At 73.9% G+C, this 22,764-nt stretch carries 23 protein-coding genes; 11 read left to right on the top strand and 12 right to left on the bottom strand.

All coding sequences use genetic code 11. The features are described from left to right. The first annotated feature begins 10 nt into the window (after nt 1-10). On the top strand, nt 11-484 hold the full coding sequence (locus AC069X_RS31735) for an N-acetyltransferase family protein (protein WP_478734022.1): 474 nt from the start codon (nt 11-13) through the stop codon (nt 482-484). A 75-nt stretch (nt 485-559) separates the two neighbouring features. Here the strand turns inward: AC069X_RS31735 and AC069X_RS31730 are convergent, their stop codons facing one another. The 4 genes from AC069X_RS31730 to AC069X_RS31715 form a co-directional block, all read right to left on the bottom strand. Further along, nucleotides 560-1,552 (bottom strand): zinc-binding dehydrogenase, encoded by a 993-nt coding sequence (locus AC069X_RS31730; RefSeq protein WP_478734162.1) that lies wholly within the window; start codon nt 1,550-1,552, stop codon nt 560-562. Nucleotides 1,553-1,748: 196 nt separating this feature from the next. After that, on the bottom strand, nt 1,749-2,252 hold the full coding sequence (locus AC069X_RS31725; protein WP_478734020.1) for a hypothetical protein: 504 nt from the start codon (nt 2,250-2,252) through the stop codon (nt 1,749-1,751). A 94-nt stretch (nt 2,253-2,346) separates the two neighbouring features. Continuing rightward, the gene (locus AC069X_RS31720) at nt 2,347-3,438 is read right to left on the bottom strand and encodes a M4 family metallopeptidase (RefSeq protein WP_478734018.1); all 1,092 of its coding nucleotides are present in this window, start codon (nt 3,436-3,438) and stop codon (nt 2,347-2,349) included. A 195-nt stretch (nt 3,439-3,633) separates the two neighbouring features. Next, entirely contained in the window at nt 3,634-4,857 is a 1,224-nt protein-coding gene (locus AC069X_RS31715) for a serine hydrolase domain-containing protein (protein WP_478734016.1), read from the bottom strand. Between the two features lie 229 nt (nt 4,858-5,086). On the opposite strand from AC069X_RS31715, the gene AC069X_RS31710 reads away from it, so the two are divergent. Then, nucleotides 5,087-5,875, top strand: coding sequence for a GbsR/MarR family transcriptional regulator (locus AC069X_RS31710; protein WP_478734014.1), 789 nt, complete (start codon nt 5,087-5,089; stop codon nt 5,873-5,875). Here the strand turns inward: AC069X_RS31710 and AC069X_RS31705 are convergent. Both AC069X_RS31705 and AC069X_RS31700 read right to left on the bottom strand, forming a co-directional pair. Continuing rightward, entirely contained in the window at nt 5,872-6,495 is a 624-nt protein-coding gene (locus tag AC069X_RS31705; RefSeq protein WP_478734013.1) for a response regulator, read from the bottom strand. The two genes, AC069X_RS31710 and AC069X_RS31705, sit on opposite strands and share 4 nt — an antisense overlap. Further along, entirely contained in the window at nt 6,492-7,811 is a 1,320-nt protein-coding gene (locus AC069X_RS31700; RefSeq protein WP_478734011.1) for a sensor histidine kinase, read from the bottom strand. Before AC069X_RS31700 ends, AC069X_RS31705 begins: the two co-directional genes overlap by 4 nt. 374 nt (nt 7,812-8,185) lie before the next feature. Here AC069X_RS31700 and AC069X_RS31695 point away from each other — a divergent pair, with 374 nt between their 5' ends. The 3 genes from AC069X_RS31695 (at nt 8,186) to AC069X_RS31685 (ending at nt 10,993) form a co-directional block, all read left to right on the top strand. Further along, nucleotides 8,186-8,716 (top strand): GlcG/HbpS family heme-binding protein, encoded by a 531-nt coding sequence (locus AC069X_RS31695; protein ID WP_478734009.1) that lies wholly within the window; start codon nt 8,186-8,188, stop codon nt 8,714-8,716. A 28-nt stretch (nt 8,717-8,744) separates the two neighbouring features. After that, entirely contained in the window at nt 8,745-10,148 is a 1,404-nt protein-coding gene (locus tag AC069X_RS31690) for a M1 family metallopeptidase (protein WP_478734007.1), read from the top strand. A 128-nt stretch (nt 10,149-10,276) separates the two neighbouring features. Beyond that, a complete protein-coding gene (locus AC069X_RS31685) occupies nt 10,277-10,993 on the top strand; it encodes a serine/threonine protein kinase (RefSeq protein WP_478734005.1) in 717 nt (238 codons plus the stop codon). 61 nt (nt 10,994-11,054) lie between these two features. Here the strand turns inward: AC069X_RS31685 and AC069X_RS31680 are convergent, their stop codons facing one another. After that, on the bottom strand, nt 11,055-11,600 hold the full coding sequence (locus tag AC069X_RS31680) for a GNAT family N-acetyltransferase (protein WP_478734003.1): 546 nt from the start codon (nt 11,598-11,600) through the stop codon (nt 11,055-11,057). 83 nt (nt 11,601-11,683) lie between these two features. Then, nucleotides 11,684-12,259 carry a TerD family protein gene (locus tag AC069X_RS31675; protein WP_478734001.1) on the bottom strand — a complete coding sequence of 192 codons (576 nt, stop codon included), beginning with the start codon at nt 12,257-12,259 and terminating at the stop codon, nt 11,684-11,686. 143 nt (nt 12,260-12,402) lie between these two features. On the opposite strand from AC069X_RS31675, the gene arfB reads away from it, so the two are divergent. Then, nucleotides 12,403-12,828 (top strand): alternative ribosome rescue aminoacyl-tRNA hydrolase ArfB, encoded by a 426-nt coding sequence (gene arfB, locus AC069X_RS31670; protein WP_478733999.1) that lies wholly within the window; start codon nt 12,403-12,405, stop codon nt 12,826-12,828. Between the two features lie 24 nt (nt 12,829-12,852). Here the strand turns inward: arfB and AC069X_RS31665 are convergent, their stop codons facing one another. Next, the gene (locus AC069X_RS31665) at nt 12,853-13,338 is read right to left on the bottom strand and encodes a flavin reductase family protein (protein ID WP_478734160.1); all 486 of its coding nucleotides are present in this window, start codon (nt 13,336-13,338) and stop codon (nt 12,853-12,855) included. Nucleotides 13,339-13,740: 402 nt separating this feature from the next. Here AC069X_RS31665 and cdgB point away from each other — a divergent pair, with 402 nt between their 5' ends. Beyond that, nucleotides 13,741-15,483, top strand: a complete 1,743-nt coding sequence (gene cdgB, locus AC069X_RS31660; RefSeq protein WP_478733998.1) for a diguanylate cyclase CdgB — start codon at nt 13,741-13,743, stop codon at nt 15,481-15,483. A gap of 68 nt (nt 15,484-15,551) precedes the next feature. Continuing rightward, complete coding sequence (locus AC069X_RS31655) at nt 15,552-16,562, top strand: CBM35 domain-containing protein (protein ID WP_478733996.1); 1,011 nt, start codon at nt 15,552-15,554, stop codon at nt 16,560-16,562. Between the two features lie 12 nt (nt 16,563-16,574). On the opposite strand, the gene AC069X_RS31650 is transcribed toward AC069X_RS31655, so the two are convergent. The 3 genes from AC069X_RS31650 to AC069X_RS31640 form a co-directional block, all read right to left on the bottom strand. Next, complete coding sequence (locus AC069X_RS31650; RefSeq protein ID WP_478733994.1) at nt 16,575-17,492, bottom strand: 1-phosphofructokinase family hexose kinase; 918 nt, start codon at nt 17,490-17,492, stop codon at nt 16,575-16,577. Nucleotides 17,493-17,595: 103 nt separating this feature from the next. Beyond that, nucleotides 17,596-18,747, bottom strand: coding sequence for an N-acetylglucosamine-6-phosphate deacetylase (gene nagA, locus AC069X_RS31645; protein WP_478733992.1), 1,152 nt, complete (start codon nt 18,745-18,747; stop codon nt 17,596-17,598). Continuing rightward, nucleotides 18,747-19,679, bottom strand: coding sequence for an ROK family protein (locus AC069X_RS31640; protein WP_478734158.1), 933 nt, complete (start codon nt 19,677-19,679; stop codon nt 18,747-18,749). Before AC069X_RS31640 ends, nagA begins: the two co-directional genes overlap by 1 nt. Nucleotides 19,680-19,889: 210 nt before the next feature. On the opposite strand from AC069X_RS31640, the gene AC069X_RS31635 reads away from it, so the two are divergent. From AC069X_RS31635 to otsB, 3 genes are all read left to right on the top strand, one after another. Further along, on the top strand, nt 19,890-21,191 hold the full coding sequence (locus AC069X_RS31635; RefSeq protein ID WP_478733990.1) for an extracellular solute-binding protein: 1,302 nt from the start codon (nt 19,890-19,892) through the stop codon (nt 21,189-21,191). A gap of 55 nt (nt 21,192-21,246) precedes the next feature. Next, entirely contained in the window at nt 21,247-21,546 is a 300-nt protein-coding gene (locus tag AC069X_RS31630) for a DUF3263 domain-containing protein (RefSeq protein ID WP_478733988.1), read from the top strand. Nucleotides 21,547-21,650: 104 nt separating this feature from the next. Continuing rightward, entirely contained in the window at nt 21,651-22,508 is an 858-nt protein-coding gene (gene otsB, locus AC069X_RS31625; protein WP_478733986.1) for a trehalose-phosphatase, read from the top strand. Nucleotides 22,509-22,764 lie beyond the last annotated feature (256 nt).

Here is a 22,764-nt window from a genome sequence, read left to right as displayed (position 1 = left end):
GGGTGGCGGCATGATTCGTGAAGCCGTGCCTGACGATGTCGCCGAAATCCACGCCATGATCCGGGAGTTGGCCGATTACGAGAAGGTGCCGCACGAGGCGCGCGCGACGCCGGAGCAGTTGCGCGAGGCGCTGTTCGGGGAGCGCCCGGCGGTGTTCGCGCACGTCGCGGAGGCCGAGGGCGGGGAGGTGGTCGGCTTCTCCGTGTGGTTCCTGAGCTTCTCGACGTGGCGCGGGGTGCACGGGATCTACCTGGAGGACCTGTACGTACGGCCGGGCGCGCGCGGGGGCGGGTACGGGAAGGCGCTGCTGGCGGAGTTGGCGCGGATCTGTGTGGAGCGCGGCTACGAGCGGCTGGAGTGGTCGGTGCTGAAGTGGAACGCGCCGACGATCGCGTTCTACGAGGCGCTGGGCGCGCGGCCCCAGGAGGAGTGGTCGGTGTACCGGCTGACGGACGGGCCGCTGCGGGGACTGGGCGGTTCCTAGGCCTGCGGTGCTCCGGGGGCCGGGGGCCGGGGGCCGGGGGCCGGGGGCCGGGGGTGCTCCGGGGTCCCGTGGGGCTCAGGGTTCGAGGACGACCTTGCCGGTGGTGGCGCGGGTTTCGAGGTCGCGGTGGGCGGCCGCGGCCTGGGCCAGGGGGTAGCGCTGGAGGGCGGGGCGCAGGCGGCCGGCGGCGGCTTCGGCGAGGGCGCGGGTTTCGAGCGTGCGCAGGGGGTCGGGGGTGCCGACGGCTTCGAGCATGGCGGGGCCGAGGACGTGGTGGGTGGTGATGCGGCGGGCGGTGAGGCCGGCGCGTTCGGCGTCGGTGAGGTCGAGGGGGGCTTCGGACCAGCCGAAGACCAGGTGCCGGGCGCCGGGGGCGAGGAGGCCGAGGGCGGTGCGGGCGGTGGTGCCGCCGACGGAGTCGAAGAGGACGGTGGCGCCTTCGGGGTGGTGGGCGCGGATGGTGTCGGCCCAGTGGGGGGTCGTGTAGTCGACGGCGAGGTCGGCTCCGTTGGCGGCGGCCCGCGCGGTCTTGGCGGGGCCTCCGGCGAGGGCGATGACGGTGGCGCCGGCGTTCTTGGCGTACTGGACGAGGAGGGTGCCGATTCCTCCGGCGGCGGCGGGGATCAGGGCGGTGGCGCCGGGGTGGAGGTCGGCGAACTGGAGGATGCCGAGGGTGGTGCGGCCGGTGCCGATCATGGCGACGGCCTGGGCGGGGTCGAGGCCGGCTGGCAGCGGGTGGAGGCGGGTGGCGTCGGCGACGGCGTGTTCGGCGTAGCCGCCGGGGGCGAAGCCGAGGTGGGTGACGACGGGGCGGCCGAGCCAGGAGGGGTCGGTGCCGGGTCCGAGGGCGTCGACGGTGCCGGCGACCTCGCGGCCGGGGACGGTGGGGAGTTCGGGGAGGGGTGCGGGCGGGCCCTGGACGCCCTGGCGGAGGGCGGTGTCGAGGAGGTGGACGCCGGCGGCGGCGACCCGGATGCGTACCTGCCCGGGGGCGGGGACGGGCCGGGGGACGGTCTCGTAGGTGAGGTTCTCGGCGGGGCCGAAGGCGTGGAGGCGGACGGCCTTCATGGTGGCGGAGTGCGTGGGTGCGTTCATGGCGCCAGCGTCCGGCCTCAAGCGCGGTTGAGGTCAAGGGGCCGTTGTCAGTGCCGTGGGTCACGATGGGAGTGTGTGGTCGGCCGGCCCGTACGGACGGGGGTCGTTCGGGCCGGCCGGGCGCCGGCGGGGGACCGGGCGGGGGAGGGGCGGCCCGGGCGGGTACCGCTCAGGCGGGGACGCGGGGGAAGCGGGCCTGGAGCGTCCAGATGACGGGGTTGTCGGCGAGGCCCTCGTGCATGTCGACGAGGTCGGCGATCAGGTCGTGGAGGAAGTCGCGGGCCTCGCGGCGCAGCAGGCGGTGGCTGAAGGTGAGGGGTTCTTCCTCGGGGGCCATCCAGTCGGCCTCGACGTCGACCCAGCCGAAGCGGCGTTCGAAGAGCATGCGGTCGGCGGACTCGGTGAAGTCGAGTTCGGCGTGGCGGCGGTCGGCGGAGCGGCTGCCGCGCGGGTCCTCGTCGAGCTGCTCGACGATGTCGCACAGGGCCCAGGCGAAGTCGAGTACGGGTACCCATCCCCAGGCTGTGGACAGTTCCGTGTCCTTCTCGGTGTCGGCGAGGTAGACGTCGCCGCAGAACAGGTCGTGGCGCAGGGTGTGGACGTCCGCCGAGCGGTAGTCGGTCTGCGGGGGGTCGGGGAAGCGCCGGGAGAGGGAGTAGCCGATGTCGAGCACGTTCCCGATGGTGTCACGGCCGTGCCCCTCCCGGCGCGGGGGGCGGTACGAGGGGTGGTGCGGAGGTGCTCCGGGGGTGGTGCGGGGGTGTGGGTCAGCGGACGTTGACGGCGGTCCAGGCGGCGGCGACGCGGGCGGTCTCCGGGGCGGTGGGGCCGTACAGGTCGGCGGCGGCGCGGAGGGTGGCGGCGCGGGCGCCGGCGTAGTTGGTGGTGGAGCGCATGTGGACGGTCAGGGCCCGGTACCAGATGCGGGTGGCCTTGTCGCGGCCGATGCCGAGGAGCTTGGAGCCGTCGTGGGTGGGGGAGTCGTAGGCGACGCCGTCGATGACCTTGGGGCCGCTGCCCTCGGCGAGGAGGTAGTAGAAGTGGCGGGCGGGCCCGGAGGCGGCGTGCGGGCCGAGGCCGGCGATGTCGGGCGACCAGTGGTCGCGGGACACGCCGTCCGCGCTGGGGCGGTCCATGCGGCGGGGCGGGCCGTCGAAGACGCGCTCGCCGAGGAGGTAGTCGCCGGGGTCGGCCTTGTTCTCGGCGAAGAACTCGCCGGCGGTGGCGAGGATGTCGGAGGTGGCCTCGTTGAGCGCGCCGGGCTCGCCGCTGTAGCCGAGGCGGGCGGTGGAGGCGGTCAGGCCGTGGGCGAGTTCGTGGCCGACGACGTCGAGGGAGGTCGGTGGGCGGCCGGGGGTGGTGCCGTCGCCGTACGTGACGCAGGCGCAGCTGTCGCTCCAGAAGGCGTTGCCGAAGCCGGTGCCGTAGTGGACGCGGGAGGTGGTGCCGACGCCGTCGCCGCGGACGCCGTTGCGGTTGAAGGCGGCCTTGTAGAAGTCCCAGGTCACGGCGGTGGCGTAGTGCACGTCGGCGGCGGCGGTCTGGCGGTGGGCGGGGGTGCCGTCGCCCCAGGTGTTGTCGGCGTCGGTGAACGGGACACCGGGGTTGTTGGTCTGGCCCAGGGCGTCGAGGGTGCGCTGGCCGCCGCGGGTGGGGTCCTGGAGCTGGTACGCGGTGCCGGTGTGGGTGGTGCCGAGGGGGACGGTGCCGGAGTACTGGGTGATGCCGGTGCCGGTGGCTCCGCCGGCGGCCGCGGTGGCCGCCGCGGTGGCCTGGGGGGCGGGCAGGACGGCTGCGCCGAGCAGGGCTGCGGTGGCTGCGGTGAGGGCGAGGCGGCGGGTGCGGTGGGGGTGTGACACGCGGGCTCCTTCGCGGTGGCCGGGGTGACGGCGGGCCGAGCGTGCCATTCGGGGGTGCGGGTGGGGCAGGCCCCGGCGGGGGGTTGTCCGAAGAGCGGGGCGGAGTGTCCGGATCCGCCCCTCCCCTGGCCGCGGCGGGTGGGGAGGGGCGGATCCGGGGCGTGCCGGGGCCGGGGCGTGGTGTGGCCGGGTGGGTCAGTCCTCCAGGGCCTGGTACGTGGTGGTCCAGAAGTCGTGGATGACCTGGGCCGGGGCCGGGGTGGAGAGGCCCACCTGCATGAGGAGGACGCCGGTGAGCTGGTTCTGCGGGTCGGCGTAGGCGGAGGTGCCCGTGCCGCCGTCCCAGCCGAACTGGCCGACGGGCGCGTAGTCGCCGCGGTACGTGCGCACCGCCATGCCGAAGCCCCAGCCGCCCTGCTGGCCCTGGCCGAACGACACGTGGACGCTGTTGCGGGCCAGGGCGGAGCGGGTGGCCTCCTGCTCGGCCGTGAGGCGGTTGGTGGTCATCAGCTCGACGGCGGGCCGGGAGAGGATCCGCTCGCCGCCGTGCGTGCCGTGGTTCAGCAGCATCCGGAAGTAGGCGTGGTAGTCGTCGACGGTGGAGACCAGGCCGCCGCCGCCGGACTGGAACGCCGGGGGCGCGCTGTACCGGCCGCCCTCCGCCTCGTCCCACACGTGGAACTCGCCGGTCTGGGGGTCGGGGGCGTAGCTGGGGGGCAGCCGGTCGATCTTGTCGGCGGGCACGTGGAAGCCCGTGTCCTTCATGCCCAGCGGGTCGAGGACGCGCTCGCGCAGGAACGTCTCGAACGGCTTGCCCGTGACGCGGGAGACGAGGACGCCGAGCACGTCGTGGCTGATGTGGTACTGCCACTGCTCTCCGGGCTGGCGCATCAGGGGGAGCGTGGCGAGGCGGCGCATCCACTCGTCCTGCTCGGGCGCGGGCTCGCCGCCCTGGGTGAAGACGCCCCGCTCGAAGAGGGCGCCCGTGATCGGGGAGCCCATCGCCGTCAGGTCGATGCCGAGGCCGAAGGTGGAGTTCAGCAGGTCCCGTACGGTGATCGGCCGCCGGGCGGGGACGGTCTCGTCCAGCGGGCCGTCGATCCGCGCCAGTACCTGGCGGCCGGCGAGTTCGGGCAGCCACTGCTCCACGGAGTCGTCCAGCCGGATCTCGCAGTCGTCGACGAGGGCCATCGCGGCCGACATCGCGACCGGCTTGGACGTGGAGGCCATCCGGAAGATCGTGTCCCGGCGCATCGGGGCACCGCCGTCGTGGCGCAGGGTCCCGATCGCCTCGACGTGCGTCTCGTCGCCGCGGCTGACGAGGGCGACGAGGCCGGGGACCTTCCCCGACTCGACGTGCCGGGTCAGCACGTCGCGCATCCTGCGCAGGCCCGCCTCGGTGAAGCCGTTGTGTCCCATCGTCAAGTCTCCCCGTGAGTGTTTGGGAACTGCTGAACTCGCTCGAAGCTACATTGCGTTTACGGATGCGTCAACGCATTTGGCGAGCAAGTCGACCTGATGAATTGGGTGGTTGGAGGTTGACATTGCAATGGCTGTGGTGGTGAACGCAAGGGGCGGTCGCAGTGTGGATTGCAATGGGGTGGGGGCGGGGGCATACTGCGGCTGTCGACGAGGGGAGACGGGACCGATGCCAGGAGGACGGCTCACCGGCGAGGACCGCCAGCACATCGCCGCCTGGCTGGCCGAGGGGCACGGGTACACGGAGATCGGCCGGCGACTGGGGCGGCCCGCCTCGACCGTGATGCGGGAGGTCACCCGCAACGGCGGCCCCGAGGGCTACGGGGCGGACCGGGCGCAGGAGGCCACCCGGCACCGGGCGCGCCGGCGCAAGGAGGCGCGGCCGGCACCGCCGCCGGTCCCCGACGGCGGCCACGGGCGGGATCCGCGGCAGGTGCGGGAGTTCACCGAGTCCTTCACCGGTCTCCTCGCCGGGCAGGGCCTGCCCCCGATGGTCGCCAGGGTCCTGGCCTGCCTGTACACCACGGACTCCGGCGCCCTCACCGCCGCCGAGCTGGTCGAACGGCTCCGCGTCAGCCCGGCGTCCGTCTCGCACGCCGTCGCCTGGCTCGAAGGACAGGCGATGCTCCGGCGGGAGCGGGTTCCCGGGGAACGCCGCGAGCGCTACGCCATCGACGACGAGCTCTGGCTCCGGTCGCTGCTGGCGGCCGCGCAGATGAACGAGGTCCTGGTGGCGGCGTCGCAGCGCGGGGCCGAGGTCCTCGGGGCCTCGACTCCGGCGGGGGCGCGCTTCGAGTCCTCCGTGGAGCTGCTGACGCTCGTGAACGAGGCCCTGCGCGGGGCGATGGAGCAGTGGCGGCGGAGGCTGGCCGAGCGCGACGCCGGGCGCGAGGCCGGGCGCGGCGCCGGACGCGACGTCGAGCGCGGCGCGGGGCAGGACGCGGCGGACACCCCCTAGGAGGGCAGCAGGCGCTGTTCCTTGGCCACGGCCACCGCGCCCGCGCGGGTGTCGACGCCGAGCTTGTCGTAGATGCGGCCCAGGTGGGTCTTGACCGTGGCTTCGCTGATGAACAGCGCGCGGGCGATGTCACGGTTGCCCAGGCCCCGGGCCAGCTGGCCCAGGATGTCCAGCTCGCGGTCGGTGAGGGTGGGGCGCGTACCGCGCATGTGGGCCATCACCCGGCTCGCGACGGGCGCGGACAGCGTGGTGCGCCCGGCCGCCGCCGAATGGATGGCGGCGAACAGCTCCTCGGGCCGTTCCGCCTTCAGGAGGTAGCCGGTCGCGCCGGCGCCGATGGCCCGGGTGATGTCCGCGTCCGTGTCGTACGTGGTGAGGACCAGGACGTGCGGCGGGCGGGGGAGGGCCGTGATGCGGCGGGTGGCTTCGACGCCGTCGATGCCCTCGCCCAGCTGGAGGTCCATCAGGACCACGTCCGGGTTCAGCTTGGCGGCCAGCGCGACCGCCTCCTCGCCGCTGCCCGCCTCGCCGAGCACCTCGATGTCCGGCTCGCTGCCGAGGAGCGCGAGGAGTCCGGCGCGGACCACCACGTGGTCGTCGCAGAGGAGGATCGTCGTCATCCTGTGGGCTCCAGGGGGAGGGAGGCGGAGAGGACGGTGCCCTCGCCGGGGGTGGATTCGATGGTCAGGGTGCCGCCGAGCTGGCGCACCCGGGCGCGCATCGCCGGGAGGCCGTGGCCGCGGCCCGGGTCCCGGCCGGGGCGGGACCCGGGGCGGGCACCGGGGCCGGTGGCCCGGGCGGGTTCGGGGAAGCCGGAGCCGTCGTCCGCGATGTCCAGGACCACCTGGTCGCCGAGGAAGCTGAGGGTCAGGGCGGCGGTGCGCGCGTGGGCGTGCTCGCGGACGTTGGCCAGGGCGCCCTGGGCGATGCGCAGCAAGGCCGATTCGGTGCGGTCCGGGAGCGGGACGGGTACGCCCTCCAGGTGGAAGCGGACCTCGACGCCGGGGCCGGCGTCCAGGACGCGCAGGGCGTCGGCGAGGCCCGCGCCGTTGTCCAGCTCGGGCGGGGCGAGGTCGTGGACCAGCCGCCGGGCCTCGGCGAGGCCGCGGGCCGCGATGCCGGTCGCGGTACGGACGTGCGCGCGGGCGGTGGCCGGGTCGCTGTCCCAGGTGCGGTCGGCGGCCTGGAGCAGCATCTGCTGGCTGGAGAGGTGCTGGGCCAGGGTGTCGTGGATCTCCATGGACAGCCGCTGCCGCTCGGCGAGGGTGCCCTCGCGCCGTTCGGTGGCGGCGAGCTCCCGGCGGGTGCGGATCAGGTCGTCGATCAGCGCGCGCTGGGCGCGGGCCTGGCGCTCCATGTGGACGTAGACGGCCGTGGCGAGGGCGGCGATGGCGGGCGGTGCCAGCAGGAGGTTCGGGTCGAAGGCGGTGGAGAGCTTCATCTGTGCCGCCACGACGAAGACGGTGAGTACGGCGACCAGGGCGACGGCCGCGCGCGGGGGGAGGGTGCGCAGGGCCGTGAAGAACAGCGGTACGGCGCACCAGGCGAAGCTCGGCGCGAGCACGACGAGGACCACCCAGGTGGCGACGACCAGGCCGAGCCAGAGCCTGCGGCGCAGGGTGGGGGGGGGGCGGGGGGGGGGGGGGGGGGGTCCCCCCCCCCCCCCCCCGCCCCGCCCGGCCTGGGCGACGTGGGCGGCCTGGGTGACGCCGACGGCGGGGCCGAGGACGTAGAGCAGGGCGAGGGCGATGCCGAGGGAGATCACCCACGGGGTGCGGGGTTCGCCGGGGTGGCGCAGCAGGAACCGGGCCACCGAGGCGCCGAGCAGCAGGAAGAACGCCGTGTGCATGACGGCGGCGAGGGTGCGGGTGTCCGGGGCGGTGGCGGGGTGCCGGGTCACGGCGTGGCTCCTGGTGGGTGGGGTGGTGGTATCCATGCTGCCGCAGCCCCGGCGGGGCGGGGCGGGCGCCGGGTGCGGGCGGGGTGCCGCTGCGCGGGGCAGGGCCCCTGCCCGCCGTTCCGCCGGGCCCAGGCCCGCCCCCGGCCCCGTACGGGCGCTGCGTGCCCGTCGCCTCGGACGCCGGCGGGGCCGGAGGGCCGGAAGGGCCGGCCCGCCGGTGACGGGTGGCCGCGCCGGTGACGGGTGGCCCCGTCCAGGGAAACGGGTGGCGGGCCCCACCGCATCGGCCGATCGGATGACCCCCGCGTCAACCGGTGCGGTCGGCGGGCCGAGCCGGTACGGGGACGGGGCGGGGCCCGGTCCGGGCCGAGTCTTGGAGGGAGCCAGTCGACGACCCAACAGGAGCTGACATGAACACCCGCACCCGCGTTCTCACCGGTACCGCCCTCGCCGTCGTCCTCGGCGCCGGCACCTTCGGCGCCGTCAGCGCGAGCGCGACCCCCGCCGCGCCGGCGAAGAAGGACTCGGACCAGAACTTCACCACCTCGACGCACCTCACCATCGGTGCCGCCACCCGCGCCGCCCAGGCCGCGCTGGAGGCCGCGCAGAAGGAGAACCAGAAGGTCACCGTCGCCGTGGTCGACCGCAACGGCAACACCATCGTCACCCTGCGCGGCGACGGTGCGGGCCCGCAGTCCTACGAGTCGGCGCAGCGCAAGGCCTACACCGCCGTGTCCTGGAACGCCCCGACCTCCGTGCTCGTCGGCCGTCTCGCCCAGGCCCCGAACCTGAAGGACATCCCCGGCACCCTCTTCCTCGGCGGCGGCGCGCCCGTCCAGGCGAACGGCGCCCCGGTCGCCGGCATCGGCGTGGCCGGCGCCCCGAGCGGCGACCTGGACGAGAAGTTCGCCAAGGCCGGCGTGGAGTCCCTGCAGAAGTAAGGGCCGTTCCGCTCCTTAGGATCGGTACGTGGAACTCAAGCGCCTGGCCGTCCCCGCCGTCACCGCCCTGCTCGTGCTCGCCACGGGATGTACGGGCGCGACGGTGCAGGGGCGGCCCGGCGCGTCCGGGGTGCGTGATCCGCTCTTCCCCCGGGCGGGCAACGGCGGCTACCAGGTCGAGCACTACGCGCTGGACCTCGCCTACGACCCCGCCGACGGGCAGCTGCACGGTACGGCCGTCATCACCGCCCGCGCGGAGCAGGGGCTCAGCTCCTTCAACCTCGACTTCAGCGGCCTGAAGGTCGAGGCCGTGGACGTGCAGGGCGTCGACGCCCGGTACAACCGGACCGGCAACGAGCTGACGGTGCGTCCGGCCAAGGACCTGAGGAAGGGTCAGGTCTTCCGTACGACGGTGGACTACACCGGGCGGCCCCGGCCGGTCGTCGATCCGGACGGGGCGCACGAGGGCTGGATCACCACCGACGACGGGGCGGTCGCCGTCGGCGAGCCGATCGGGTCGATGGGGTGGTTTCCCGGCAACCACCACCCCAGCGACAAGGCCGCGTACGACGTGACGATCACCGTGCCGGACGGCTACGAGGCGGTGTCCAACGGCGAACTGCGTTCCCGGCAGCGGACGGACGACGGGCGGACCGAGTTCGTGTGGCACAGCCCGGAGCCGATGGCGAGCTACCTGGCGACCGTCGCCGTCGGCAGGTTCAAGGTGACGACCGGGCGGACCCCGTCGGGTGTCGCCGTGTACGACGCCGTCGCCCCGGGGGAAGCCGCGGCCGGCGAGCCGGCGCTCGCGCGGCTGCCGGAGATCGTGGAATGGGGGAGCGCCAGGTTCGGCCCGTACCCCTTCGGTACCGCCGGGTCGATCGTGATGCCCGCGGGGACCCTCGCGTACGCGCTGGAGACGCAGACCAAGCCCGTCTACTCCGGGGCGCCCGATGAGGAGCTGGTGCTGCACGAGCTGGCCCACCAGTGGTTCGGGAACTCGGTCTCGCCGAAGTCCTGGAAGGACATGTGGCTGAACGAGGGCTTCGCCACGTACGCGGAGTGGCTGTGGTCCGAGGACCGGGGCGGGCCCTCCGCGCAGCGCCGGTTCGACGCGTTCCTGGCGGGTGACACCACGGTCGATCCGCACGCGGACGGGGGCTGGGACGCCTTCGCGCCCGCCGACCCGCCGGGCCCGGACCGGGTGTCGGACGCGCCCGTGTACTACCGGGGTGCGATGGTGCTGCACCGGATCCGGCAGGAGGTGGGGGACGAGAAGTTCTTCGGCCTGCTGCGCGGCTGGGCCGCCGACCACCGGTACGGCAACGCGAGCACGGCGGACTTCACCGCGTATGCGCAGCGGCGGACGGGCCACGACCTGAAGAAGGTGTGGGACGTGTGGCTGTACGGGGAGGGCCGCCCCAAGGGGTAGCGGCCCGTACGCGGCGCCGCTCGCCTGCGGCGTGGCTCGTACGGCGTGGCTCGTATGCGACCGCGCTTATGCGGAGCTTGCACCGGTCATGTCAAGATCCCCCGGATGTCTGGGGGAGGGGGCCCGTGATGTCGGGGCTGGTGGTGCACACGGAGCACGGGCGGCTGGAGCTCGGGCCCGGTGAGGCGGTCCGGTTCGGCCGGGGCGCGCCCGGGGTGCCGGTGGGGCTGGTGCTCGACGACCCTGCGGTGCCGCGGCTGGCCGGTGAGATCCTCGCCACCGAGGACCACTGGCGCCTGAGCAACCTCGGGTGCGAGCGGAGCCTGCTGGTGGAGAACCCGGAGGGGGCGGGCGAGTACTTCCGCGTCGCCCCGCGCCGGATCGGGGCGCCGGTGCCGTTCGAGTTCGCCCGGGTGGTGCTGCCGACGCGGGCGCCCGGGGGTGTCGCCGTCCACGTGTACGCGCCCGGGCACAGCTACGCCGAGACGTTCGGGGTACCGGACGGGGGACTGGCGGGGCTCGGGACGGTCGCGGCCTTCAGCCTCGACGAGACGGCCACCTACTTCCGGGTGCTGGTCGCCCTGTGCGAACCGAGGCTGCGGGACCAGTCCGCATCCGCCATCCCGACGACCCGGCAGGTGGTCGAGAGGCTCACGGGTCTGAGCGAGCAGGCGGTGAGCTTCCACATCGACTACCTCGCCCGCAGCAAGCTGCGGGTGAAGCCCGCCGAGGGCGCCCCGGGGCGCCTGGAGTGGAAGCGGGAGCTGGTGGTGAGCCTCGCCCTGCGGTTCGGGCTCGTGCGCGAGGAGCACCTGGCCCTGCTGCCGGGCAGGCGGCGGCGGTGAAGGCCCCGACGGGCCGGGGATCCCGGCCGGCTGCCGGGCGGGCACGCCGGCGTCTCCGTCGTCACCGCGGTGCCGCAGCCCGGTCCGCGGTCCGGAGGTCCTTGCGCAGGACCGTGCACGGGCGGCCCATTTCGCGGTCCCGGGCCTGGCGGAGGAAGGCGTAGCCCTGGGCCTGCCAGAAGGCGAGGGCCTTGGTGTTGGCCTCCAGGACGGCCACGCGTACGCCGGTGCGGCCCGCCGCGCGGAAGCGGTCCTCGACGAGGGCGGTCACCGTGCGGCCGTATCCCTCGCGGTGCGCGGTGGCGTCGACGAGGAGCAGGCCGATCCACGGGTCCGGGTCCCCGGCGGCCGGGTCCGGGTGGTGGGCCAGGGTGGCGGCCAGGCCGACGAGGCGGCCGGCGGAGCGGGCGAGCAGGACCTCGGCGCCGTCGTGGGCGAGTTCGTCGGCGAGTGAGGCCGCGACCTGCTCCACGGTGATGCGGGCCGGGTCGGGGAAGTCGCCGCTCAGCTCGAAGAAGGCGTGGTTGGTCGCGTAGAGGGTGGCGACCTCGGTGAGGACCGGGCCGGGCAGGGCGCCGTCCACGGGGACGAGCGGTTCGAGGATCATCCGCCGAACGGTAGCGAAGCCCCCTGCCCGGAAGGGTCCGGGCAGGGGGCTTCGGCCTACCGGCGCGTCGGCGCGGATCCGGGTCAGACGTTGACGCCGAAGTCCTGGGCGATGCCGACGAGGCCGGAGGCGTAGCCCTGGCCGACCGCGCGGAACTTCCACTCGGCGCCGTTGCGGTAGAGCTCGCCGAAGACCATGGCGGTCTCGGTGGCCGCGTCCTCGGAGAGGTCGTAGCGGGCGATCTCGGCGCCGCCGGCCTGGTTCACGACGCGGATGTAGGCGTTGCGGACCTGGCCGAAGTTCTGGCTGCGGGTCTCGGCGTCGTAGATCGAGACCGGGAAGACGATCTTGTCGACGTCGGCGGGGAGGCCGGCGAGGTTGACGTTGATGGCCTCGTCGTCGCCCGAGCCCTCACCGGTGCGGTTGTCGCCGGTGTGGACGATGGTCTGGTCCGGGGTGGACTTGTTGTTGAAGAAGACGAAGTGGCCGTCGGAGACGACCTTGCCCGTCGCGTTGACCGCGATGGCGGAGGCGTCGAGGTCGAAGTCGACACCGGTCGTCGTACGGACGTCCCAGCCGAGGCCGACCGTGACGGCGCTGAGGCCGGGGGCCTCCTTCGAGAGCGATACGTTGCCGCCCTTGGACAGGCTTACTGCCATTTTGACTGGTGTCCTTCCTCGTCACATGACCGCGATACGGGGTCAAGTTACCGCTGCCCTTCATAACGCGTGGAGAGGGCGCGAAGGTTCCAGGGGCGGAAATGCGGGTGACGGCGGAGCGGGCGGGGGCCGATCATAGGGCCATGCCTGGTCCCCATGTCATCCGCGGTTCCGTCGTGCTCCCCGAGGCGGAGCTCGCCTGGCGGTTCTCGCGTTCCTCCGGGCCGGGCGGGCAGCACGTGAACACCTCGGACTCGCGGGTGGAGCTGCTCTTCGACCTGGCGGCGACCAAGGGGCTGCCGCAGGTGTGGAAGGAGCGGGCGCTGGAGCGGCTCGCTTCGCGGCTGGTGGACGGCGTGCTGACGGTACGCGCCTCCGAGCACCGCTCGCAGTTCCGCAACCGGGAGATGGCGCTGGTCCGGCTGGCCTCCCTGCTGGCGGAGGCCACGGCCCCGCCGCCGAAGCCGCGCCGCGCCACGAAGATCCCCCGCGGGATCAACGAGCGGCGCCTGCGGGAGAAGAAGGCCCGCGGCGAGACCAAGCGCAACCGCAGCGCGCGCGACTGGTAGGCGGTCCGCCGCGCCGGCCGGCCGCTACGGGGCCAGGTGCCGGTAGCGGCCGCGGAAGTACGTCAGCGGCGGCGCCTCCGGGGCCGGCAGGGCGGCGCCGAGGACGCGGCCCACCACCAGGGTGTGGTCACCCGCCGTGACCCGGGACTCGGTGCGGCACTCCAGGGTGGCGAGCGCCCCCGACAGCAGCGGCGCGCCCGACAGGGCCCCGCGTACGTACGGCAGCCCCTCGAACAGCAGCCGGTCGCTGATCCGGCCCTTCATCGAGAAGCGGCTCGCGACCTGGAGCTGGCTGTCGGCGAGGAGGGAGACCGCCCACAGCGGCTGCTCCGCGAGCAGGTCGTCCATCCGGGAGCCCTCGCGCACGCTCACCAGCACCAGCGGCGGGTCCAGGGAGACCGACATGAAGGCGGTGGCCGTCATGCCGACGTCCTCGCCGCGCGGCCCGCCGGCGCCGAGCGGCGGCTCGTGCGCGGTGATCAGGCACACGCCGGCGGCCAGCCGGGACATGGCGGCGCGGAACTCGTCGTTGCTCACCCCCTCAGGATGCGGGCTGACCACGTGGCTCGGGCGGATGGGAACGGGGTGTACGGGGGTCGTCTCGGGCACGTACCGAACGCTAGTCCCGCGTCCGCGCGGCGCACATCGGCCCCTGGTCCGAGCCGCGTCCCCGCCCCCCGGCCTAGGCCCCGGCGTATCGTTCGCTTCCGGGAAGGGGAGGGAGCGCTCCCACTCGTTTCCCCTCTCTCGGCACGCCCTTGTTCATCTCATGTGACTTGAGTCACAGAGGGCAAGATTTGTTGACCCTGTGTACCTGCCGCACAGCTCACTGTGATTCAGTGGACGGGACACCGCAACGAAACGCCGATGACAAACCTGGAGTTGCTGTCGAGGTCTCGGGGAGAGCGAGCAATGGAGACCGAGTCGGAGCCGTACGTCCGTCTTGCGACCCTGCGGCAGCTGCACCAGGTGGTGGCCGAGCTCAACACGGCCAGGAGCCTCGCGGACACCCTCCAGACCGTCGTGGACGGCATCGTCAGGGGCCTCGGCTACGAACTCGCCTGTGTCAACCTCGTACGCCCTGACGGGGATCTCGTCGTCGCGGCCTTCGCGGGCGACCCCGCCGCCGAGGCCCTGATCACCGGCCGCGTCGGCTCCCGCGCCGCCTGGGACCGCCGCCTGACCATGGGCGAGGACTGGGACGGCCTGCGCTTCATCCCGCACACCGAGGGCTGGGTCCTGATGGAGGACGACGTCCCCCAGTGGCACACCGACGGCCCCGACCCGCGCTTCCAGGACGAGTGGCACCCCGAGGACCGGCTCTACGCCCCCATGTACGCGACGGGCGGGGAACTCCTGGGTGTCATTTCGGTGGACAGACCGCGCAACGGGCGCCGGCCGGGCGCCTGGGGACGCGAAGCGCTCCAGATGTACGCCTTCCAGGCCGCCATTGCGATCAGCAACGCGCGGCTGCGCGCGAACATGCAGCGGGCCCTCGTCCGGCTGGAACGCGAGCAGCAGGCACTGCGGGCCAGCGAAGAGTCGTTCCGGCAGGCCTTCGAGTACGCCCCCAGCGGCATGGCCATCGCCGAGATGGGCGGCGACCAGCACGGCCGGCTGCTGCGCACCAACGACGCCCTGTGCCGCCTCCTCGGCCGGCCCGCCTCCGTGCTGCGCCGCTACTCCTTCTCCGACCTCGTCCACCCCGAGGACATCGGCACCCTGCTGCGCACCTCAGCCGAGGGCGGCCGCGCCGAGCTGCGCCTCGGCCGGCGCGACGGCACGTACGTGTGGGTCTCGCTGCGCAACTCCGTGGTCGCCGACGCCGCCGACGGACCCCGCTTCCTGCTCACCCACGTCGAGGACATCGAGGAACGCAAGCGGCACGAGCTCCAGCTCGCCCACCGGGCCAGCCACGACTCCCTCACCGGCCTGCCCAACAGCGCCGAACTGCGCTCCCGCCTCGGCGCCCGGCTGTGCAGGCGGCCGCAGTCCGTACGCGCCAGCGCGGTGGAGGCGCTGGACGCGGCGTACGAGGGCCGCCCGGAGGGGGGTGGTGCCGGCGAGCACGGCTTTCCACCCGACGCGCCGCACCACGGCTACGACGGCGGCTACCCCGCCGCCCCGGCCCCCGGACAGCCCGCCGGGCAGGCGGGCGACGCCTTCGACTTCCCCGGCGCCTTCCCGGGGCGCCCGGACGGCCCGTACGACCACCACGTGCACACGGTGGCGCCCGCCACCGACATCGACGACGGCACGAAGGGCCTCGCCGTCCTCTTCTGCGACCTCGACGGCTTCAAGTCGATCAACGACCGGTTCGGCCACCACACCGGCGACGCCGTCCTGATCGAGGTCGCCCGAAGGCTCACGACGTGCGTCAGGGACGGTGACACCGTCGCCCGGCTGGGTGGTGACGAATTCGTCGTCCTCGCCGACGGTCTGGGCGCCGCCGACGCCGCCGACCTCGCCGTGCGGCTGCGCAACGCGATCATCCCGCCGATCCGGGTGGACGGCCGCGCGGTGCGGGTGGGAGCGAGTTTCGGCATCGGCTGGGCCAGCTGCGGGATGTCCGCGGACGAGGTGCTGCGCTCCGCCGACCAGCGCATGTACATCGAGAAGCGGTCCCGCTCCAAGGCGCACCGGCGGGCCGGCTGAGGCCGTGGGCCGCCCGTGTGCGCACGTGTTCGGGGTAGGCTCCCGGGGGTCGAAAGGAGTGACCTGCGATGACGACGCCCGCGAACAACGGCCCGCACGGTGGGGCCAACCAGCCCGGGGACGATGACCCGTTCGGCTACCTCTACGCGGACGGCCAGGCCGCCGGAGCCACCCCGCCCGGTCAGGGCGGCGGATACGGCTACCCCGGCCCGACGGCCGGCGGACCGCCCGGCGCGCAGCCCGGCGTCCCCCGGACCTCGTACAACCAGGTGCGCACGGTCGGCGAGCGGACGTACGGCGGCCAGCGCGGCGCCGTCCCGCAGCAGCAGCCCCCGCAGGCCTACCAGGCCCAGTACCAGGCGCCCGAGGCCCTCCAGGCGAACGGCTACGGCGTCCCGCAGCAGCCGTCCGGCCAGACCGCGCACATCCGTCCCGCCCCGTCCCGTGGCGGCAACCGCGGCGGCGGCTCCAGCCGCCGGGGTCTGCTGATCGCGGCGATCGCGGTCGTGGCGGCCGTCGGCATCGGCATCGGCGCGGCCCTGGTCTTCGGCAAGGACGACGACAAGAAGAACGACCAGGCGACGGGCCCGGCGCAGTCCGTACAGCCCAGCCAGCCGCAGGGCTCCGCGGAGCCGAGCAGCACCCCCCAGCCCTCGTCGACCCCGCTGCCGAAGGCGGACGCCTCGGGCGCGGGCATGGCCCTGACGGGGGGCGCGTCGCTGCAGACCACGGTCCCGGGCGCGAAGAGCGCGGGAGGCCAGTACGTCGGCAACTTCAACCAGACGGGCGCGGCCGTCACTTGGACGCTGGACGTGCCCAAGGCGGGCCAGTACAAGCTGAAGATGACGTACGCGGTGCCGGGCAAGGACGCCAGCACCACGCTCACCGTCAACGGCGAGGCGCAGACCCGGCCGATAAACATGAAGAACTTCGCCCTGGCCAAGCCGGGCGAGTGGGGCTGGACGAACACCTACTCGCTGGTGCAGCTGAAGAAGGGCACCAACAACGTCAAGATCTCGTGCGAGACGGGCAACCAGTGCGAGATCAACATCGACCAGCTCTGGCTCGAACAGGGCTGACCGGCCCGCGCCCTACAGGGACGTGACCTTCACCGACCCCCGTACCTCCTCGTAGGTGCGGGGGTCGAATTCTCCCGCCGTCGGGGCGTGGACGGTGGCCGCCGAGAGGGCCACCGCCCGGGTGAGGCGGTCGGGCCAGTCCAGGCCGCGGGTCAGGGCGGAGAGCAGGCCCGCGACGGCGGAGTCGCCCGCGCCGGTGGGGTTGCCGCGCAGCGGGCGGGGCGGGGCCGCCTCCCAGGTGCCCTCGGGGGTGGCGGCGAGCAGGCCCGAGGGGCCGAGCGAGGTGACCACGGCGTGGGCGCCCCGGCGGCGGGCGTCACGGGTGGCGGGGAGCGGTTCGCGGGAGCCGGTCAGCTCCGCCAGCTCGGCGGCGTTCGGCTTGATGATCTCCGGCCGGGCGGCGACCCCGCGGCGCAGGGCCTCGCCGCTGGTGTCCAGCAGCACCGGGACGCCGGCCGCGCGGGCCGCCCGTACGAGGACCGCGTACGCGCCGACCGGCACGCCCGGGGGCAGGCTGCCGCACAGGGCCACCGCGCGGGCGCCGGTGAGGAGTTCGGTGTACCGGTCGAGGAAGGCGGCCCATTCGGCGGCGGAGATCTGCGGGCCGGGTTCGTTGAACTGGGTGGTGTCGCCGGTGCTCTCGTCGACGACGGCCAGGGTGCGGCGGGTGGTGCCGGCGCAGGGGACGAGGGCGTCGGTCACGCCGGGTGCGGAGGCGAGGAGCTCGCGTACGGTCTGGCCGGCCGGGCCGCCCGCGAAGCCGGTCGCGGTGACGTCGTCGCCGAGCGCGGCGAGCACCCGGGCCACGTTCAGGCCCTTGCCGCCGGCGCGTTCGGTGACACCGGTGACCCGGTGGGAGGTGTGCGGCAGCAGTCGCGGCACCCGGTGGGTGACGTCGAGCGCGGTGTTGAGCGTCACGGTGAGGATCATGGCCAGCCCCGGTCTTGGTGTGTGCCGGGATCATGCCAAATCGAGGGCGGCCAGCCCAGTCCCGTGGGCGGGCCGCCTCCGTCGGACCAGCCGAAAGGCCGGTTCAGAGCGCCGGGCTGACGATCCATTCGCCGCGCCGCATGACGCCCTTGACGTCGAACGAGGCGTCCAGGACCACCAGGTCGGCGTACTTGCCGGGCTCCAGCGAGCCGACCTCGTCGTAGAGGCCGAGCAGCTTCGCCGGGTTGGCCGAGATCGCCTGCACCACGGACTCGACGGGCAGCCGGTCCACCGTCACCGACCGCTTGAAGGCGGTGTCCAGCGTCAGGGTGGAGCCGGCGATGGAGCCGCCCTCCACGAGCCGGGCCACACCGTGCTTGACCTCGACCTCCAGCGGGCCCAGGTGGTAGGTGCCGTCGCCGAAGCCGGCCGCGTCCATGGCGTCGGTGATCAGCGCGACGCGGTGCGCGCCCGCGTGGTGGAAGGCCAGTTCCAGCATCGCCGGGTGCAGGTGGGTGCCGTCGTTGATCAGCTCGACGGTGACCCGCTCGTCCTCCAGGAGCGCGGCGATCGGACCGGGGGCCCGGTGTTCGAGGCGGGGCATGGCGTTGAAGAGGTGGGTGGCGACGGTCGCGCCGGCGTCGATGGCCTGGCGGGTCTGGTCGTACGTGGAGTCGGTGTGGCCGATCGCGGCGATGACCCCGTGCTCGGCCAGCAGCCTTACGGAGTCCAGGCCGCCGGGGAGTTCGGTGGCGAGGGTGACCATGCGGGCGGCGCCGTGCGCGGCGTCGACCAGCTTGCGGACCTCGGCCGGGTCGGGGTCGCGCAGCAGGTCCTCCTTGTGCGCGCCCTTGCGGCAGGGGTTGATGAACGGGCCCTCGAAGTGGATGCCCGCGATCTCGCCCTGCTGGGTGAGCTCGGCGAGCAGTCCGGCGCGGCGGGCCAGTTCGTCCAGGTCGCCGGTGACGGTGGAGGCGACGAGGGTGGTGGTGCCGTGCTCGCGGTGGGTGCGCACGCCCTTGAGGACCTCCTCGGCGGTACCGGAGGTGAAGGAGGCTCCGCCGCCGCCGTGGTTGTGCATGTCCACGAAGCCGGGGACGACCCAGTGCCCGGACAGGTCGACGACCGTGGCGTCCTCGGGGGCGCTGCCCGCGATGCGGGCGCCCTCGACGATGACGCGGCCGCCCGCCACGATCCCGGTGGGCAGCACCACCCTCGCGCCGGAGAGAACGGTGCTCTGTGCGCTTCCGGACATCAGGCAGGTACCTCCGTGGCGAGTAGGTCCCAGGCGAGCAGCCCTGCGCCCAGGCATCCGGCGGTGTCCCCGAGGGCAGCCGGAACGATCTCGGGCAGCCGCTGGAACGTCACGCGCTCCTCGACGGCCGTCCTCAGTGGTGCGAACAAGGTTTCCCCCGCCTCGGCCAGCCCGCCACCGATGATCAGCGTGCTCGGGTCGAGCAGGGTGATCGCGGTGACCAGGCCGTCGGCGAGGGCGCCGATGGCGGCCAGCCAGACCTCCCCGGCGCGCGCGTCGCCGGACTCGACGGCCTTGGCGCAGTCGGCGGCGTCGGCCTCGGGGTCGCCGGAGGCGGCGGCCCAGGCGCGGCTGACGGCGGAGGCGGAGGCCAGGGTCTCCAGGCAGCCGTGCTGGCCGCAGCCGCAGGCGGGGCCGCCGGGGCGGACCACGATGTGGCCGATCTCGCCCGCGTAGCCGTGGGCGCCGGCCTCGATGCGGCCGGCGATGCCGATGGCGCCGGCGATGCCGGTGCCGAGCGGGACGAAGAGGAAGCGGTCGGCGCCCAGGCCCGCGCCGATGCGGCCCTCGGCGAGTCCGCCCGTGCGGACGTCGTGGCCCAGGGCGACCGGGATCCCGCCGAGGCGGGCGCCGAGCAGCTCGCGCATCGGTACGTCGCGCCAGCCCAGGTTCGCCGCGTAGACGGCCAGGCCGCGCTCGGCGTCGACGATGCCGGGGACGGCGACGCCGGCAGCCGAGGCGGCCGTGCCGAAGCGCTCGCGGCCGAGGCCGAGGAGCTCGGCGGCGAAGTCCAGGATCGTCTCGACGACGGCGTCGGGGCCCCGCTCGCGGCCGGTGGCGCGGCGTGCCTCGTGCAGCAGGGTGCCGTCCGCCCCGATGAGGGCGGCCTTGATCCCGGTGCCGCCCACATCGAGGGCGATGACGTGTTTCACGGGTTTCACAGCAGACAGTCTCGCGTGCTCGGCGGGGAAAGGTCTAGTCCATTGGAGGGGATTGTTGAGCTGCCATACAAATCAGGACCGCCTTACGGACACGGTCCGGACACAGTCCGCGGCACACCGCGTTCCGGATGTGGAGGAGCCGCCAAAGTGGTGTAGACCTTACGTCGGATCGTACGTACAACCTGGGGTGGATCAAGAACTGTGAAGGGTTTCCTGAGGCCGGCCGCGTCCGGCGCCGCGCTCTGCCTGGCCGTGGCGACGCTGGCGGGCTGTGGAACGCTGTCCGGCCTCACCGGGGACAACGAGGTGACCCTCCGGGTCGTGGCGGCCGACTACGGGGACAATCCGCAGAACTCCTCCGCCGGCTACTGGAAGAACCTCGCCACCTCCTTCGAGAAGGACAACCCCGGCGTCCACGTCGAGGTCAGCGTCTACTCCTGGTCCGAGGTCGACGCCAAGGTCGCCGAGATGGTCAAGGCCGGCAAGGCCCCCGACATCGCCCAGATCGGCGCCTACGCCGACTACGCCGAGGCCGGCAAGCTCTACACCGCCGACGAACTGCTCTCCGTCACCACCGAGGCCGACTTCCTCGCCCCCCTCGCCGACGCGGGCAAGGTCAAGCGGGTCCAGTACGGGATGCCCTTCGTGGCCAGCACCCGGCTGCTCTTCTACAACACCAAGCTGCTCGGCGACGCCGGCATCATCCCCAAGGACGGCAACACCCCCTGGCAGCCCAAGAGCTGGGCCGACATCGAAGCCGCCGCCAAGAAGCTCAAGGCGGCCAACGTCCCCACCCCCTTCGCACTGCCCCTCGGCCGCGAAGAGGCCCAGGCCGAGACCATGATGTGGATGCTCGCGGGCGGCGGCGGCTACACCGACAACGAGGAGGCGTACTCGATCGACTCCCCGGAGAACGTCAAGTCGCTGGAGTTCCTCCGCGACAAGATGGTCGGCCAGCAGCTCACCGGCCCCGTCGAGCCCGGCAAGCTGGACCGCCAGGCCGCCTTCGACGCCTTCACGCGCGGCGAGGTGGGCATGCTCAACGGCCACCCGACGCTGCTCAAGCAGGCCGCCGGCAAGGGCCTGCGGTTCGGCATGGTCGCCATGCCGACCGTCGACGGCACCGACCACTCGGCCATGGGCGTCGCCGACTGGGTGATGGCCTTCAAGAACGGCCACAAGAAGGAGTCCGGGAAGTTCCTGGACCACCTCTTCTCCGCGAAGAACGTGACCACCTTCACCAACCAGTACGACCTCCTGCCGGTCACCACCAGCGGCTACCGGGCCATGGCCAACAGCACCGGCGGCTCGGCGACGCAGCTGAAGACCTTCCTGGCGGCCCTCCCGAACGCCCGCCTCTACCCCGTCGGCAAGAAGTCCTGGGCCGGGGTCAGCGAGGACGTCAAGCAGAACATCGGCAAGGCCGTCCAGCCCGGCGGCCAGCCAGCCAAGGTCCTGGAACAGATCGCCACGTCGGCCCGCAAGGCGGACGGCGAACGCTGACCCCGGCCCGGGGCACGCCCCGGGCGGTGTCGGTGGGCGGCGTTAATCTGGCCGTATGACGGACGGCGGGCAGGCGGGTGACACGGGCGGCGCGGCGGCGGAGACGGCGGAGACCACGGAGACGGCCCCGGGCCGGCTGACCGCCGCCGAAGCCGCCGTACTCGCGTACGAGGGCCGCAGCTGGCCCGGGCCCGGCGCCAAGGAACGGGCGATACGCGAAGGGCTCGGCCTCACCCCGGTCCGCTACTACCAGCTGCTCAACGCACTGATGGACGACCCCCGCGCCCTCGCCCACGCCCCGGGCACCGTCAACCGCCTCCGCCGCATCCGCGAAGCCCAGCGCGCACGGCGCTAGGCCCTGTCGCCGAAGTGGCGCCGGGCGAAACTTTGACGGCAGGGCCTGGAGCCGCCCTGGGGAACCCTGGGCGGCGCCCGCGCCACGCCGGTAGGGTCATCCGTATGGGGAGCCAGCCGCACGACCTGCCGCCGATGCCCGTACCCGCCACCGCAGCCGGACGCGAGGGCCTCGAAGCCCTCCTCCGCGACCCGCGCAGAGCGGTCGTCGCCCTCGACTTCGACGGCACCCTCGCCGAGATCGTCCCCGACCCCGACCAGGCACGCGCCCACCCCGACGCCGTACCGGCCCTCGCCGAGCTCGCCCCCCGCGTCGACGCCGTCGCCGTCGTCACCGGCCGCCCGGCCGGCGTCGCCGTCCGCTACGGAGGCTTCGCCGGAGTCCCCGGGCTGGAGCACCTGGTCGTCCTCGGCCACTACGGCGCCGAACGCTGGGACGCCGTCACCGGCACCGTCCACGCCCCCGCCGAACACCCCGGCGTCGCCGCCGTACGGGCGGAGCTGCCGGGCTTCCTCGACGCCATCGGGGCGTGGCGCGGGACCTGGATCGAGGAGAAGGGCCAGGCACTGGCCGTCCACACCCGCCGCGCCGAAGACCCGACGGCCGCCTTCGAAGCCCTGCGCGAGCCCCTCGCGGAGCTCGCAGCCCGGCACGGACTGATGGTCGAGCCGGGCCGCGCCGTACTGGAACTGCGCCCGCCGGGCATGGACAAGGGCGTCGCCCTGACGGAGTTCCTCACCGAACGCGGAGCCGAGGCCGTCCTGTACGCGGGGGACGACCTGGGCGACCTCGCGGCGTACTCGGCCGTCGAGAAGCGCCGCGCCGACGGCCTCCCGGGCCTCCTGGTGTGCAGCGGCTCGGCGGAAGTCCCCGAACTCGCGGCCCGAGCCGACCTGGTCCTCCCGGGCCCGGCCGCGGTGACGGCGTTCCTGGCCCAGCTGGCGGGGGCGCTCCGGGGGTAGGGGGTACGGGGCTCGCGGCGTGGGCGGGCGCGCTGTACGTGGGCTCGCGGCGCGGGCCCGCTATCTCCCCCTCGACCCCCCGGGGCGGGGCGGTGGTTGCCCACCCGCCCCCTCGTCTGTGGGCCGGGGGGCGGGGGGCGGTAGCCCCTTGGGCCGTGTCAGGGAGGTGCTGGGGGTTTCCCGTCAGTCCCATCGTCGTTCCGTGTCGGGCCGGCCTGTCAAGGGCGCTCCCTTCGGTCGCGTCACTTCGTGATCG

The organism is Streptomyces sp. NPDC043896 (assembly GCF_056435605.1).
The sequence above is the reverse complement of the archived record's forward strand: the minus strand, read 5'-3'. Positions and strand labels throughout refer to the sequence as shown.